Origin of the sequence: Tenacibaculum sp. MEBiC06402 (assembly GCF_049239625.1) — a bacterium.
Lineage (GTDB): Bacteria > Bacteroidota > Bacteroidia > Flavobacteriales > Flavobacteriaceae > Polaribacter.
Map to the genome: position 1 here is coordinate 106,503 of NZ_JBMKKT010000100.1, position 15,501 is coordinate 122,003.

Genomic DNA, 15,501 nt, shown 5'->3' on the forward strand with positions numbered 1-15,501 from the left:
TACAAACCAAAAAAATCGACCAATGCAAGAAACTAACAACGGTTCAGAAATAAAAATACAAGATCAAAAAATTCAGCAAAATAAAAACTTGTCAATTTGGGAAGCTTTAATTCCTGTAATTGCGTTAATCGGAATGTTGGCATACAATGTGTATGTTTTCGGAGACGATGCCTTAAGCGGAAGTAATCAGTTTGTTTTATTAATTGGTGGAGTAGTAGCTGCAGTCGTTGGTTTTAAAAATAAAGTAAGTTTTCAGTTGATGATGGATGAGGTAGCTGAGAATATTAAGTCAACTGCAAGCGCAATTCTTATTTTATTAATGGTTGGAGCTTTAGCAGGGACATGGTTAATCAGTGGAATTATTCCTTCTATGATTTATTATGGATTACAAGTTTTAAATCCAACAATATTCTTAGTTGCTTGTTTAATTATTTGTGCTGTTATTTCTGTAGCAACGGGTAGTTCTTGGACAACAGCAGCTACAGTTGGTATTGCATTAATAGGAATTGGTGGTGCTTTAGATATTTCTTTAGGAATGACGGCTGGAGCAGTTCTTTCTGGAGCGTATTTTGGAGATAAAATGTCACCAATGTCTGATACTACAAATTTAGCTCCGGCGATGGCAGGTACGGATTTATTTACACATATCAAATACATGGCGTACACAACAGTTCCAACTTTTGTAGTGACGTTTATCTTCTTTTTAATTTTAGGTTTTACTCAGTCGGCTAGTGGAGATGCCAATACAGGACAAATGTTAGCTGATATTGATAAAGCATTTAATATTACACCTTGGTTGTTTTTAGTTCCGGTTGTAGTAGTTGTTTTAATTATTAAGAAAACTCCACCATTGATTGCACTTTTGGCAGGAACTATTTTAGGTGGAATTTTTGCGCTTATTTTTCAAACTGATGTAATTGTTGATAATGGAACAAGATATTCGGTTAGCCAGATTCCAGAAGAATTGGGTTCATATATTGAGTGGAATGGAAATTCTGTATCAAATAATACATATCAATCTCCAGGAGATTATAATCTTGTGGCTAAGGAAGGTTATTCGTTGTCTGAAGAATTAAAAGTAAATTTACCAGTTTCAAAAGAATCGGTTGAGATAGCTAAATCTATTGGAATTTTAAAGGATGGTAAGAAAATTGGAAATTTTGACTTTTATGCTAAGTCTACTGGTTTTCTAACCACTTCATATATTGCAGTAATGCAGGCGATAACAGTTGATACATCTGTAGCCACTGAAAATGAGGCATTGAAAGATTTATTCACTTCAGGTGGAATGAAGAAAATGTTAGGAACAATTTGGTTAATCTTATGCGCAATGGTTTTTGGAGGTATCATGGATGCTATTGGAGCCTTAGCAAAGATTAGTAGTTTTATGTTGAATCTTTTTGATAGTATTTTCGGTTTATTTGCGAGTACGGTTTGTACATGTATCGGGTTAAATGTTACTGCTTCTGATCAATATTTGGCTTTGGTTGTACCTGGTAAAATGTATGCAAAAGCATTTAAAGATAAAGGATTAGCGCCAGAAAACTTAAGTAGAACCTTAGAAGATTCTGGAACGGTTACCTCTGTATTAATTCCTTGGAATACTTGTGGAGCTTATCATTCTGGAGTGTTAGGTGTACCAGTTGTAGATTATGCTTTTTACGCTATGTTTAACTGGTTAAGTCCGTTTATGACGTTGATTTTTGCTGCTTTCAGAATAAAAATTAGACAGCTTGCTTCTAAATAATGAGATTTTAGTAATTATTAGAATATAGATAGTAACATTTTAGGATAAAAAGTAACTTGTTATTGTAAAATAATAATAAGAAAATAAATTATGTCTCTAGAAAAAAAGCCTTGGTCTAATTTTAACAAAATTGGATTACGATTCTCTTTTATTTATTTCATTTTATATATCGCTTTAAACAATAATGGAGCATATCCATATTTGACATATTTGACATATGTTTTAAAAATTCAAAGTGGTATTTTATATAACCTTATCCCTTGGTTTGGAAATGATTTACTAGGTGTCGATTATACGATAACTACTGGGCCAAATGGAAGTGGAGATACAACTTACCATTATCTCTTAGTACTTTTTATGTTTATAGTATCCGTTTTTGGTACTATAGTTTGGTCTCTATTAGATAGAAAAAGAAAAACATATTCCGTACAATATTATTGGCTAACCACTGCGATTAGATATTACGTTGGTATAATGCTTTACATGTATGGATTAATAAAAGTTATTAAATCTCAATTTCCAGAACCTAGTTTTTATAGATTAACAGAGACTTATGGAGAGTCTTCTCCAATGGGGTTAGCATGGACTTTTCTTGGTTTTTCAGTTGGTTATAATTTGTTTATCGGTTTAGCTGAAATGGCAGCTATATTATTAATTTTTAGAAAAACTTATAAATTTGCTGCGGTTTTAACATTAGTAACTACTGCTAATGTAATGGCGGTAAATTATTTTTTCGATATTCCGGTAAAACTACTTTCGACGCATTTATTTCTGATGACGTTATTTTTGTTGTTAATAGATGCTAAGAAATTATTCTTACTTTTCTTTAAAGGAGCATCTGTGCAGTTAACAAAAATTGAACCTGCAAAATTCTCAAAAAAATGGTTGAGACCAACTTTAAGAGTAACATGGTTAATCTTAGTGGGATATTGGACAATATTCGCTTTTTATAATGTTATTCAAAGGTCGAAAACTAGAGCTAAAAAACCACCAATGTATGGGTATTACAAGGTTCAAGATTTCACAATGAATAAAGACACTTTACCACCTTTGGAAAATGATACTGTAAGATGGAAAAGTATTAGAATAGAAAGACCAAATAGTTTGGTAATAAAAACTATGGATGGAAAAAGTACTAGGTATAATTCAAAAACAGATACAATTAAAAAGAGTATAGAGTTGGTGAAAAGTAAAGATTCGACTCAGAAATTTATTCTTAATTATAAGAAATTGGATAGTTTATACTACATGAATACTGTAAAAGGAGGAGATACGATTAATATTAAATTTAATAGACTTACGAAAAAGGATTTTCTATTAATGAATAGAGGGTTTAATTGGATAAATGAACGTCCATTTAATAAGTAGAATAGAATTTTAATTCTTAGAAAATCTAGAAATAATATGTAATGCCGTTGATGTTAGCAATAATATCCACGGCATTCCGTGTAAAAAAGTATCGAACCAATCCATAGCTTTCATAGCTTCATCTCCACTGAAAGCGTTACCTCCAGCAATCCATCGAATCTTACCTAAAATATGAGGTTCTTTAAAAGGAGCTAATCCTAAAGAAAGACTTGCTATTAAAAAAACTAGCCAAGATTTTTTTATAGATTTTTTCATATTAAATAAACCAGTTCCAAACTACTCCAAAACGTATAGACATGTCTCTGTATGGATGATTAGGAGCAGAAAAGTAATTTTTCTCTAAGAAATTAGAGCTAATATTATCAATCTTGAAGAAAATTCTTGTGCGTCTAACTTTTGCATTGAAGAAAACATCAAGACTAGGAAATCCTATTTCTGTATCATTTTGTAACATGAATTCTCCTAATAGCGGATTGTGTGCGTTTGCTCTATATTTTGTAAAGTATTTAAAGGTTGCACCAATTTGTACTTGTAAAGGATCTCCTTTAAACCAATGATCTGAATAATACAGAGTATTTCTAGTTACAAATTCAGGAACTCGAAACACATCACTCCCGCTAGATACATTTTGATACATTACAGTATTATCAAGAGCGAATTTTTTAAAGAATTTGAACTCTTTATTGGCTTTTACTTTTAAGTACGTGATTGACCCGTTAAATTGCTTAGGGAGACTATCGGTATCAAAGTATACGTAATCTTCGATGTTTGTAAAATCTACACTAGCATTTCCCCATTTAGAGTTAAAAGAAAATCCAATGTTTCTGGTATCTATATTGGTAAAATCATTTTCCCAGTTGTACTTGTTATAAACACTTTGAAAAAACTGTTGATTGAAGCTTGGTGCTTTTGAAGAAAGTAATAGAGTAGTTTTTACTTTAAATACACTATCCTTTTCGTATATAGCTTCTCCATTAAAATGATTTCCTGCTAAATGACCACTTCCTGGAGTAACCATAGCACTGGCATTTACTTTGAAGTTTCCAATTTTACCGTTCCAATCTGCTCCTAAACCTACCGCATCACCGACTAAACGTTTTTTCGTTAATAAAATATTACTATTGTATATGGTGTCGTAACCATAATTCACGGTAGTATAATTTGCTTTTACTCTAAATGTTCCTAAAACATATTTAGAGTTAAATTCTAAATACCCTTGATTATTAATTAATCGATAATCGCTAGACTCTCTTAATTCTCCATTCGACTTACTCGCTTCTCCAAAAATACTTGTCGTTATAGCTCCTTGTTCAAAGGTGAAAAACTTTCTCTCATAATGAAGTTGATGCCCAACTTTTAAGTTGCTGAAGTTTTTTGTGTTAGTACTGTCTTTACTATCAAACAACTTAAAATTATGATCAAGATAGAAACGTGTTCCGTCTAATAAACTTTCAGCATCATTTAAATTCACATCTAATCTTCCTCTATCAGTAAAGTTTGGATCGTTAGTAATAAAATTTTGAACAGATTCACTTGTTAAACCGCCACTTTCCTCATTTGTGAAATCTTGAGTTGTTAAATGTGTTTTAAGGTTGTACTGGTCTTTTGGAGTGCTATAAGTTGCTGTTGCTCGAAAATTACCTGAACTAGATAGTGAACGGCGATATTGCCCTAACGATCTTAATCCTCGATAAGCAAAACTTAAATTTAATCTTTTAGATAAATTAAAAGTAAATATAGCATCTAATACCTGTCCTTGTTCCTGTCCAGTTTTATACATTATTTGTGTGGTTGGCGTAGGAACTCGGTAATAATTAATATCGTTAATGTTTAAATAATTAAACTGTTTTGCGTTAAAACCAATATCTGGAAATTGAGAAATGTCTCTAAAACTATATCCTAAACTATTAAAAGTTTGTCCTTGATTGTGGAAAGCTAATAATTCAAAATTATCTTTTCTTCTGAAGTTATGTTGATATTCTTTTTGGATAGTAAGTGTAGTATCTATATAGACTGTGTCTCTTTTTATATTGATTACTTTATAATCCGTATATTTAGTTTTACCTAATAATTTAACGCTTATTTCATCATTAGCGAGAGAATCAGTAGCTCTATTTCTACCACCAGCAAAGCCTCCGTTTACTGTTCTAAACTGTGCTTCGATAGTTATACATCCTATAAAAAAGATAAGTATGAAAATTTGTTTCATAAGGGCAAATGTAAAATAATAAAACGAAAATAAATGTGAATGTTATCTACGAAAACTGTTAATTTGTATTATGTTGGAATTAAACTATAGTGGATTCACTTTTGAGGCGGGAACAGATGAAGCCGGTCGAGGCTGTTTATCGGGACCTGTTGTTGCTGCAGCTGTAATTTTACCTGAGGATTTTGAGCATCCATTTTTAAATGATTCCAAGCAGTTGTCTGAAAAGAAAAGAAACGAACTTCGAACTTTTATTGAACAAAATGCACTTTCTTATTCAGTATCATTTATTCATAATGAGGAAGTTGATGAGTTAAATGTTTTACAAGCAGCCATTGAAGGTATGCATCGTTCTATAAGTGAGCTAAGTACGGTTCCAGAATTTATTATTGTTGATGGAAACAAGTTTAGACCATACAAAGAAATTCCTCATGAAACAATTGTAAAAGGTGATGCCAAGTTTATGAGTATTGCAGCTGCATCAATTTTGGCTAAAACGTACAGAGATGAATTTATGGCAAAAATCCATGAAGAGTTTCCTATGTATAATTGGAAAAAGAATAAAGGTTACCCAACAAAAGAACATAGAGCAGGAATAAAAACTCATGGCGCTACAAAATATCACAGGAAATCTTTTAAACTTTTACCAGATCAATTAACACTAGATTTTAGTTAAATTGTGTTAAAATCAATGTTTTAACATTTGATATTTAACGGATTAATTACATTTGTCGCTCGGACGGAGAACCTTTTATAATAATCCCTATTATAAATATGTGCGGCAAGCATAATAATTTACTGGTTATTAGTTGCCGCATTTTTTTATTTAGACTTCACACCAACAAAATGATCTGATTTTAACTTGAACAACACATTGAAAGTAGTTAAACTACCATAAATTCTAGTGATATACTGTTGTAAGTCTATTTTATCTTGATCATCTAACGTTTTACTCGAATTTATTTTCTGTTCCATTACACGAATACGATCTCTCACCATCACTATTTTATGAAAGAATGTGTCAATTGGAATTTCTTTCGAAGCTAAGCTGTTATCGGCTGGTTCAATAATTAATTTCCCACCTTTAAATTTATCTGCAATAGGAACAATTTCAGAAACATCACTCCATTGTTTTAAAATTTTTCTCAATGATGATTCTACTTCATAAAAACTAATCGTATCAACTTCATCTTCCACAGCCTCAATGGTTACAAATTCATCATCAAGAGAAATAGTTTCCAAACCATTTTCTTGAAATGTAACCCAATAATGACGGCTGTCAACATTTGTAACTACTCCAAATCCATATTCAGGATGATTAATTCTAGATCCAATACCTAATAATTTCATAAATCAACTATTTTTTACGATACTAAAATACGTATTTTTGTTGCCTAATTTTTAGAAAGATGATTAAAAGAACTCGTGTTGAAATAACAAAATGTATAATTCACAAAGTAGCAAATAAGTACAATAGCGGACAGAATGCGTTTTCTGAAAGCTTGGTTCGTTTTGATGAAGAAAGTTATGATTTATTAGTTCCGTTTTTGCTTAAACCATTCGGAGGAGTAACGCAGAGTTATCGTTTTAATCATCATGCAGATGTTCGTTTAAATGAAATTAACAATTACAGTTCTCAAATTTTTGAAGATGAAGAAACGTTTATCGAGAACTCAAAGAATGTTGTAAATCATTTATACGAGCAATCTAATTCAGCAAATATTAAAACAGGAGATGTTTTAGTTGTGCTTTTTGAAGGAATCGAATATAAAGATGTGCTGACTGAAGCGGTTGGAATTTTTAAAATTGAAAGTAAAGTAGATTTCTTTCAAACCTATTTAGATGAGGATAGTTTTGATGTGGTGGTTCAAAAAGGAATTTCAACAAAGAGATTGGATAAAGGTTGTTTGATTTTAAATTCTTCTGATGCGGAAGGAACGGTAGTGTTATCTGTAGATAATAATAATTACGATGCACAATATTGGATTAAAAATTTCTTGAATGTAAAATATGCTGACGATAGAAACTTACATACTCAGCATTATTTAGAGTTATGTCGCGATTTTTCTGAGGAAATTATTAAACCAGAATATGGTAAACACGAACAAGGAAATTTCTTGGCTAACACTGTAGATTATTTTAAAGAGCATGAAAGTGTAGATTACCACTCTTTTAAAGACGAGGTGTTTGAAGAAGATAAGCACAAGGATATGTTTGAGGATTATAAAAAACACTTCGAAAAGTTAAACGACGTGTTAATTAGAAATAATTTCGAGGTTTCTGATATTGTTTTAAAGAAAGAAAAAGGAAAGCTAAAGACTGAAATTAAGCTAGATACGAATATTCAAATTAAAATTGATATCGACGCTCCTGATGCAGCTTCTGAATATTTAGAGAGAGGTTATGACGAAGACAAGAAAATGAAGTTTTATAAAGTGTATTACAACGCAGAGAAATAGTTTTGTTAGAAGTTAGAAGTTAGAAGTTAGAAGTGGTTTGAGAAAAATTATACTAATAGAGAAAGATTAGCTATAACTCTTAACAAATTATTCTTTTTATAAAAAAACGTCATTCCGAGTACAACGAAGGAATCTCCGTTTTATGTTTTGAGATTGCTTCAGATTTTTATCCTCGCAATGACGTTTATAAGTTTTGTCTCTACTTAAAAAAGTGCTTATTTTTTAGGGTCAATTAACTTTTTTACTAAAGCCTTTAACTCTTCTATTTCTTTACCTTGCTTTTCTAATTCTTTTTCTTGTTGAATTGTATATAATGTTAATTCTTCAACTTTTTCTAAAAGCTTTTTATTCATTTCACCTAACTCAATTCCATTTTGAGAAACTTCTTCTGCTGAAGGAATATTAGCTAGATGACCATTTTCTTTAATTTGTTTTTCAACTTCTTTTAAAGTCGGTAATTTATAGTCATTTGTAAATACATAATCTGGCCAAGTAGATTGCAATTTAACAGTAACTTCTTCAGTAATCATTTTACCAGCTACTGCTAATTTAAAATCAGCCGGAATATTAGTTGTTCCAATACCTGTTCTACCTGTTGGGTGAATAAAAAATGGAGCGGCTGCATCAACCATATTAAAGTTTTTTAAACCAATTTCAAAGCCACCGTTGTAACCTGACACAACTTGCCAGTTATTTCCAGAAGAAGTGTTTAATAAATTTAACTCTGCTCCAGCATCACTTTCTATTTGAGCATCACCATTTACATGAAGTTTTTGACTCGGAGTAGTTGTTCCAATACCTACATTGCCAGCAGAGTTTACGATCATATCAATATTGTCAGTACCTCCAGTTCTTATGGCAATTGATCCGTTTTCTTTTTTATTATCTATATATGAAAATCCATCTCTAGAAAACTGTATTTGATTACTAGTTATTCTTGTATTATAATCTGTTGCAATAACAGTTAACGCATTAGCTTTTACTGTTCCGTTTACTTCTAATTTTTGAGAAGGTGTCGTAGTTCCTATACCAACATTACCATCTACAAACAATCCATTATTATCTAATTCCATTTTAGCGCTAGTTCCTAAGTCAGCATTAGAGTTAAGGTACCATCTGTAATGACTTACTGCTTTGTTATAAAGCGTCCCATCACTTTCTACTCCAAAACCGTACATATTTGTAGCTCCTAATCGATTTCCGTAAAGCGATATTACATCTCTAAGAGAACTTGTAGAGGCAACTTTACCTAAACTCATTGTACCTGTTGATATTATATTTCCATTAACATCTAATTTTTCAGAGGGGGTAGTAGTTCCTATACCGACTTTTCCAGAACCATCAATTCTCATTAAATTGGTGTTGTCTGCTTTTCTAAAATCTGCTACATGAGTTGATCCATTTCCTGCTTTTACTATCAATCCTAAACCATCAGCGTTTTTGTTCTCAACTACTAATGTAGCATAACCTGCTTTATCATTGTAAACATGTAAGCGATCAGTAGGGTTTGTAGTTCCAATACCTACATTACCATTACTTTTAACTCTAATAGCTTCAATTAGGCTAGTTCCATCTTTTACATTAAAGGAAAGGTTTCCTTTTTGATAGCTATTATCTCCTCTAACTCCTTGGATATTTGCGAGTACAGAAGAAGTGTTGCTGTTTGCATTGTAAAAATTTAAGTTTCCAAACACTTGATTATTTCCCCCTACATTCCCTCTAATTTGAAGACTTCCGTTTACATCAAGTTTTGCGTTTGGCGCTTTAGTTCCAATACCAACATTACCACTATCTCTACTCATAGTCATAATATATTTTGTATGCGCAGCTCCAGAATCTTCACTTGTTCTAATATGTAGACTATTTGCGTCATTATGAGCATTAAACATCCAGTCATTATTTGCTTTTCCATTGATAATCATAAATGCCCAATCATTATTACCAACCATAGCGTTACCATAGACATCTAAGGTATAATTAGGAGCTACAGTACCTATTCCTACTCTTCCATTTGGTAAAATTTGAATCCCCTTTGTAGAGTACCAAGGGTCATCTCCAAACCCTAAAAACATTCTTGTTTGAACTGAACCAGATCCAAGCATACCAATTCCACCAATTTCATTCGTAGAATAAACATTTGGGTTATAATACAAAATACCTCTTGCCCAACCACCAGTTGTATTTGGTATCGACAGTTTTACATCTCCTCCTTTTAATTGAAGTTGATTAGTTCTAGTGTTTCCATTAACATCTAGTTTTTGTGAAGGAGCAGTAGTTCCAATACCAACATTATCTCCTGTATCAGTAACTTGAGCCTTTATTGTTGTAATAGAAGAGAAAATAGCAATTGCTAAAATTGTCTTTTTCATGAATTTAAATTTATTATTAAACGGCTGCAAAAGTATAACTAACAGACTTATAACGCAAGTTTGGTTATAACTTTTTCACGTACTTGGTGACAATTACAATGTTTTGTCCATCAACTTTTCCTTCAATATATTCTGCATTCTCTGGATCTAAAGAAATTCTTCTTACCGCGGTTCCTTGTTTACAAACCATACTCGATCCTTTTACTTTTAAATCTTTGATAAGAACCACATTATCTCCAGCTTGCAAAACAGCCCCGTTACTATCTCGATGAATTACTTTATCACTTTCGTCCAAATGATCTCCAGAAGCTTGAGCGAAGCTCAATTCATCAGGTTCTAAATACATCATATCTAATAAATCCTGAGGCCACCCCTCTTTTTTTAGACGGTGTAGCATTCTCCAAGCAACAACTTTCACTGCAGAGAATTCACTCCACATACTATCATTTAAACATCTCCAATGGTTTGGGTCTATTGTTTCAGGGTTGTTAATTTGTTCGATACAATTTCCGCAAGCCAAAATACTTCCATCAACTCCACCTGTAGAAATTGGAGGAACTTCGTAAATATTTAAATTGGTTTTAGAAGTACATAATTCGCATTGACTTCCGCTTCTATCTTTAAGTTCTTGTAATAAACTCATGTTTTTTATTTATGCTTGCGAAAGTAAACTTTAATTTGAAAATTCTACCAAGAAGTATCTGCTATAATTTTCCAATCATCCTTAACTCTTTTTAAAATAATCATGAAAATTCCATCAGTATTTCCAATTTCACGAGTTAAATGGTATTCTCCCATAACATAATAGCTGTTATTTTCTATTTTGTTAATGGCGTTAATTTTAAACTTTAACTTTCCAGTATCTTCCTCATATGGATAGCTTTTTTTGTATTTATCTAGTACATTTTTCCATCCATAAGTAATACCGTTTTTTCCATAAAATTTTAAGGAGTCAGATTTCCAATATCCTAACATAAAACAATCTAAATCATGTCTAGACCAATCCGAAGCTTGGTGTTTCAAAAGAGCCATAATTTCTTTTCTGTCTTGTTTTTCATCAGAGGTTGAACAAGAATATATTAATATTACAGAAAATAGCAAGATTAGTTTTTTCATTTGTAAGGGTATTAGTTTTTGTTAAATAGTTTATTTCCGACTATTTTTATCTGAGACTTTTGGGGGTGAAAAGTTTCGAGTGATCATCACGAATTATAATTTCTTAAGTCGGATAAAATTCTAGAAATACATTCAGAATATTGCTAAAATATCATAAAATTCTAATTAATAGCTGATTATTGTAATTATTTCTCGTTTTAAGAACTGTATTATTGATTTAAAAGTTAGAATATGCTAATAGAAAGTGACAGGTTATTTATCAGAGAAGCTACTGTGGATGATGCGTCTTTTTATTTTGAATTATTTAATGATTCAGATTGGATTACATTTATTAATGACAAAGGTTTAAAATCTGTCGAACAGACGAGAACATATTTAGAAGATGTACTTTCAAAGAATGCTAAATTAAACGGTTTAGGTTTTTTTACGGTTATTTTAAAAGAAACTAACGAGCCTATTGGTACTACTTCAGCGCTACAAAGAGAAAACTTAGATTTTATTGATGTTGGTTATGCATTATTGCCAAAAGGAAGAGGAAAAGGTTATGCAAGTGAAGCAACTTTATTAATGATGGATTATATTAAAGATACATTCAAACAAGAAAAAGTATATGCTTTTACATTACCGGAAAACGAAAAGTCTAAACGATTATTAGAAAATTTAGGATATACTTATGTCGGGAAGCAAAGTGTTTTTGAAGGAGAGGAAGATTGTGTTTATGAATTTATTTTTTAGTTTATGAAAATTGAAAAGTTACATCACATTGCGGTAATTTGCTCTAATTATGAAGTATCGAAACGGTTTTACACTAAGGTGTTAGGTTTTAATGTAGAACAGGAAGTTTGCCGAAAAGAAAGAGAATCTTATAAGTTAGATTTAAGTTTAAATGGAATGTATTTGATAGAATTGTTTTCGTTTCCAAATCCTCCAAAAAGAGCATCATTTCCTGAAGCATCAGGATTGCGACATATTGCATTTGCTGTTAAAAATCTTAAGGAATGGAAGGCTTATTTGGAATCAAATGATGTGCAATGTCAGGAAATAAGAATTGATAAATTTACAGGAAAGCGTTTTTTCTTTTTTAATGATCCAGATGATTTACCAATCGAACTATACGAAGTTTAAAAACAGAAATGTGTTATGAAAATCTCTGCTAATACCATATTTGGAATGATAACCTCTGCAATTTTATTATTCATGATTTTCTGGATGGTAAGTGTTCAAACAATGCATGATTATCCTGATGTCACTGATGAAGTTGTAGAAGCTAGAGTAATGAGGCGTTCAGTTGAAAGAGGTAGAGCTATATTTTTGGATGAAGGTTGCTATCGTTGTCATAAACGAGATAAACGACATGGAGTTATTCGTGGAGTGACAAGGAGGTTTTCAAGAGAATGGTTGTTCAAATTCATAAGAGATGAAAAATCTCTGATAGATGAGAAAGATCAAGATGTTTTACAATTAAAAGAAGAGTTTAATTGGGCTAACGGAGAGCACAATAAAGAGGATTTGACCGATCAGGAATTAACCGATATTTTAAATTATTTAGAAAGTTTCATTTAATTGATATACAAATCAATCAATCCTTCTGGAGTTTCTACTTCGATAGTTTTATTTTCTCTATCTACTTTTTTAATGAAATCATCAATCATCGGAATGAACAATTCAATTCCATCTCTATCAATTTCAAATAAAGGTTGAGCTGCAGTATCATTAATGCTCGAAATAGTTCCAACCTCACCAAAATGAACATCTTTAACAGTAAACCCGATTACTTCGTGATAGTAAAATTTGTTTCCAGAAAGTTTAGGAAGTAGGGTAAGAGGTAAATAAATACCAGATCGTAAAATTGCTTCCGCGTCAGACTCTGTATCAACACCTTCAAATTTAACGCGAAACATGGTGTTTTTACTCAAAGAAGATTTTTCAATAAAAAAAGGAACCAGATTATTGCCGAGTTCGACAAAAACTGATTCCAAATTTTTGTACAGATGAGGCTCGTCAGTATCTAATTTGATAACTACTTCGCCTTTAAAACTGTGTTTTTTGACGATTTTGCCTAAATAAAAACAATCTTTAGTTTGCATTATCGTCTTGTTTTTTTACTCTTCGCTATCTCCACCTTCTTCAGTAGTAGCATCTTCGCTATCTACAACAGGAGCTTTCGCAGCAATACGAGCTTCGTTAGCAGCTTTTTCAGCTTCTAAAGCTTTAGCTTTAGCTTCTTGTTCAGCTTTAGCTAAACCATCTACTTTACCAGCAACTTTAGCAGCTTTTTCTTCTAACCAAGCGTTAAACTTAGCTTCAGCTTGCTCTTCTGTTAAAGCACCTTTTCTAACACCTCCAGCTAAGTGATGCTTTAATAAAGCACCTTTATAAGATAATAAAGCTCTTGCTGTGTCAGTTGGTTGAGCACCATTTTCTAACCACTTTACAGCAGAATCAACATCTAAATCGATAGTTGCAGGGTTAGTGTTTGGGTTGTACGTTCCGATTTTCTCTAAGAAACGACCGTCTCTTTTAGCTCTAGAATCTGCAGCAACCACCCAATAAAATGGTTTTCCTTTTTTACCATGTCTTTGTAAACGAATTTTTACAGGCATACTTGTTAAATTTTAAGGTACACGACCTTGATTATTAATCTATTAATTTAAAAACCGAATAAGCTCGGATTTTTGAGTGTGCAAATGTATTAAATCTTTTTTAAATAAAGTGCTTTTAAATACATTATTTAAAAGAAAAAGCATCTGAAAATCAGATGCTTTTAAAAAATTAAATGTTGTGATATATTAAATTACTCTAACACTAACAGCGTTTAATCCTTTTTTACCTTCTTTAAGTTCAAATTCTACCTCGTCTCCTTGTCTAACCTCGTCGATTAAACCTGAGATGTGTACGAAATACTCTGTACCTGAATTTGATTCTGTAATGAATCCAAAACCTTTAGATTCATTGAAGAACTTTACCGTTCCTTGTTTCATTATAAATGTATTAATTATTAAAAGCCTGCAAGTTAGTGCTTAAAAATTTGTAATCCTTTATTTTTTTAATTTTTCTTTTAATTTATAAGATGTTTTTTTGATTTTGTAAAAAAGTGTCAGCTTGTAGCTTCATTAATTCGGTTGCTATTTTCTGTTTGTAGTTATACAATTGTTCTTCTGACTTTAAATCTTCATAAATTTTAGAGTTGATATCAATATCGGTTTGGGCAATTTTTTCTCGTTGATCTATTTGTTGTTGAATCCAAGACTTTACTTTTGATTCCTGATTTTCTAATTTATAATCATATTCTCCTTTGGAGCTGATTAGTTTTGTAAATATTGGAGCAGTTTCAATAGCTAAGAAAAGTAGAAAAATGAAAAAAGAAGGTAACCAAGGCAATTGATTTAAAGCCTCAATTCTTGCCATTAGTCCATCAAAATTTGAAATTATAGGCTGTGTGTTTGTTTCAGATGCTTTTTGTTTTTGAATTAAAGCTGCTATTTCAGCTTCTTTCAAATTTATTTTTTCAGTGTTTCCCTTTTTTAGTTCGGTTAATTCCTGTAAAGATGCATCGTGTTTTTGTCGTTTTTCTTTATATACAGGACCTTTTCCTATGAGTTTTGTTCCTTTTCGTCCTTCGGCTTCAGCTATGTAGGTTTCGTATAAATTATTGGTTTCAGTTTCCTTTTGAGTAATCTCTTCTTTTAAGCCATTTATTTCTGATTGTAATTTTTCTATTTCAGGAGTGAATTGTTGCGCAATTTGAGTTTTGTTATCAAGTGTCATTTGATTTTTTTTGGTTAACAACACCTGATTAATTTCTTTTTCAAATATTTTTAGCTCTAAAGGTTTAGATATTACTACTGCAATTATCATGGCCAAGAGCAAACGAGGTAAAACTTGTATAAATTCTTGAGACTTTTTCTCTCTTTTTTTTATAGTAGAAACAATAAAACGATCGAGGTTAAAAATTAGTAAACCCCAAATAAGACCGAAAAATATAGCAGTGTAAACATTGTCGAAAACTGTATATAAAGCATAACTCCCAGCAATGGCGGCCATTAAAGCGGTAAAAAATACGGTTGCGCCAATTCCAGCGTATTTATTTTGCTCTCCGTTGGAACAATCTTTTATTAAATCTTGATCAACACCAGAACAAATCAGAAAAAATTGTTTGATCATAGTATAAGCTTATACTATAAGAACGATAGTTTCAATTTTATGTTACAAAAAAAGCCTCTTTTATGAGGCTTT

The 15,501-nt window shown here is 31.5% G+C and carries 17 protein-coding genes; 7 read left to right on the forward strand and 10 right to left on the reverse strand.

The window, feature by feature from the left end; translation table 11 throughout:
* Positions 1–22 precede the first annotated feature (22 nt).
* Entirely contained in the window at positions 23–1,747 is a 1,725-nt protein-coding gene (locus ACOSP6_RS12990) for a Na+/H+ antiporter NhaC family protein (RefSeq protein ID WP_422094338.1), read from the forward strand.
* 90 nt (positions 1,748–1,837) lie between these two features.
* Positions 1,838–3,115: a hypothetical protein gene (locus ACOSP6_RS12995; RefSeq protein WP_422094339.1), complete on the forward strand. Its 1,278-nt coding sequence runs from the start codon at positions 1,838–1,840 to the stop codon at positions 3,113–3,115.
* Positions 3,116–3,124: 9 nt separating this feature from the next.
* Here the strand turns inward: ACOSP6_RS12995 and ACOSP6_RS13000 are convergent, their stop codons facing one another.
* Entirely contained in the window at positions 3,125–3,370 is a 246-nt protein-coding gene (locus ACOSP6_RS13000; protein ID WP_422094340.1) for a hypothetical protein, read from the reverse strand.
* 1 nt (position 3,371) lies between these two features.
* Positions 3,372–5,324: a putative porin gene (locus ACOSP6_RS13005; RefSeq protein WP_422094341.1), complete on the reverse strand. Its 1,953-nt coding sequence runs from the start codon at positions 5,322–5,324 to the stop codon at positions 3,372–3,374.
* 70 nt (positions 5,325–5,394) lie between these two features.
* Between ACOSP6_RS13005 and ACOSP6_RS13010 the strand changes: the two genes are divergently transcribed.
* Positions 5,395–5,997 carry a ribonuclease HII gene (locus ACOSP6_RS13010; protein ID WP_422094342.1) on the forward strand — a complete coding sequence of 201 codons (603 nt, stop codon included), beginning with the start codon at positions 5,395–5,397 and terminating at the stop codon, positions 5,995–5,997.
* Positions 5,998–6,143: 146 nt separating this feature from the next.
* Here the strand turns inward: ACOSP6_RS13010 and ACOSP6_RS13015 are convergent, their stop codons facing one another.
* On the reverse strand, positions 6,144–6,671 hold the full coding sequence (locus tag ACOSP6_RS13015) for a hypothetical protein (protein WP_422094343.1): 528 nt from the start codon (positions 6,669–6,671) through the stop codon (positions 6,144–6,146).
* 59 nt (positions 6,672–6,730) lie between these two features.
* Between ACOSP6_RS13015 and ACOSP6_RS13020 the strand changes: the two genes are divergently transcribed.
* The gene (locus ACOSP6_RS13020; protein WP_422094344.1) at positions 6,731–7,780 is read left to right on the forward strand and encodes a nucleoid-associated protein; all 1,050 of its coding nucleotides are present in this window, start codon (positions 6,731–6,733) and stop codon (positions 7,778–7,780) included.
* A gap of 215 nt (positions 7,781–7,995) precedes the next feature.
* Here the strand turns inward: ACOSP6_RS13020 and ACOSP6_RS13025 are convergent, their stop codons facing one another.
* The 3 genes from ACOSP6_RS13025 to ACOSP6_RS13035 form a co-directional block, all read right to left on the reverse strand.
* Complete coding sequence (locus ACOSP6_RS13025) at positions 7,996–10,149, reverse strand: hypothetical protein (RefSeq protein WP_422094345.1); 2,154 nt, start codon at positions 10,147–10,149, stop codon at positions 7,996–7,998.
* Positions 10,150–10,213: 64 nt separating this feature from the next.
* A complete protein-coding gene (locus ACOSP6_RS13030) occupies positions 10,214–10,792 on the reverse strand; it encodes a PhnA domain-containing protein (RefSeq protein WP_422094346.1) in 579 nt (192 codons plus the stop codon).
* Between the two features lie 44 nt (positions 10,793–10,836).
* Positions 10,837–11,265 carry a DUF4440 domain-containing protein gene (locus tag ACOSP6_RS13035; RefSeq protein WP_422094347.1) on the reverse strand — a complete coding sequence of 143 codons (429 nt, stop codon included), beginning with the start codon at positions 11,263–11,265 and terminating at the stop codon, positions 10,837–10,839.
* Between the two features lie 231 nt (positions 11,266–11,496).
* On the opposite strand from ACOSP6_RS13035, the gene ACOSP6_RS13040 reads away from it, so the two are divergent.
* From ACOSP6_RS13040 to ACOSP6_RS13050, 3 genes are read left to right on the forward strand one after another with little or no spacing between them, the layout of a single operon-like run.
* Positions 11,497–12,000 (forward strand): GNAT family N-acetyltransferase, encoded by a 504-nt coding sequence (locus ACOSP6_RS13040; protein WP_422094348.1) that lies wholly within the window; start codon positions 11,497–11,499, stop codon positions 11,998–12,000.
* A 3-nt stretch (positions 12,001–12,003) separates the two neighbouring features.
* Positions 12,004–12,390, forward strand: a complete 387-nt coding sequence (locus tag ACOSP6_RS13045) for a VOC family protein (RefSeq protein WP_422094349.1) — start codon at positions 12,004–12,006, stop codon at positions 12,388–12,390.
* A 15-nt stretch (positions 12,391–12,405) separates the two neighbouring features.
* Complete coding sequence (locus ACOSP6_RS13050) at positions 12,406–12,828, forward strand: c-type cytochrome (protein ID WP_422094350.1); 423 nt, start codon at positions 12,406–12,408, stop codon at positions 12,826–12,828.
* On the opposite strand, the gene rimM is transcribed toward ACOSP6_RS13050, so the two are convergent.
* The 4 genes from rimM to ACOSP6_RS13070 form a co-directional block, all read right to left on the reverse strand.
* Positions 12,825–13,352 (reverse strand): ribosome maturation factor RimM, encoded by a 528-nt coding sequence (rimM, locus tag ACOSP6_RS13055; RefSeq protein WP_422094351.1) that lies wholly within the window; start codon positions 13,350–13,352, stop codon positions 12,825–12,827. The two genes, ACOSP6_RS13050 and rimM, sit on opposite strands and share 4 nt — an antisense overlap.
* Positions 13,353–13,367: 15 nt before the next feature.
* The gene (locus ACOSP6_RS13060) at positions 13,368–13,868 is read right to left on the reverse strand and encodes a 30S ribosomal protein S16 (protein ID WP_422094352.1); all 501 of its coding nucleotides are present in this window, start codon (positions 13,866–13,868) and stop codon (positions 13,368–13,370) included.
* Between the two features lie 186 nt (positions 13,869–14,054).
* Entirely contained in the window at positions 14,055–14,246 is a 192-nt protein-coding gene (locus ACOSP6_RS13065; RefSeq protein ID WP_075341206.1) for a cold-shock protein, read from the reverse strand.
* 82 nt (positions 14,247–14,328) lie between these two features.
* Positions 14,329–15,429, reverse strand: coding sequence for a DUF4407 domain-containing protein (locus ACOSP6_RS13070; protein WP_422094353.1), 1,101 nt, complete (start codon positions 15,427–15,429; stop codon positions 14,329–14,331).
* Between the last annotated feature and the right edge of the window lie 72 nt (positions 15,430–15,501).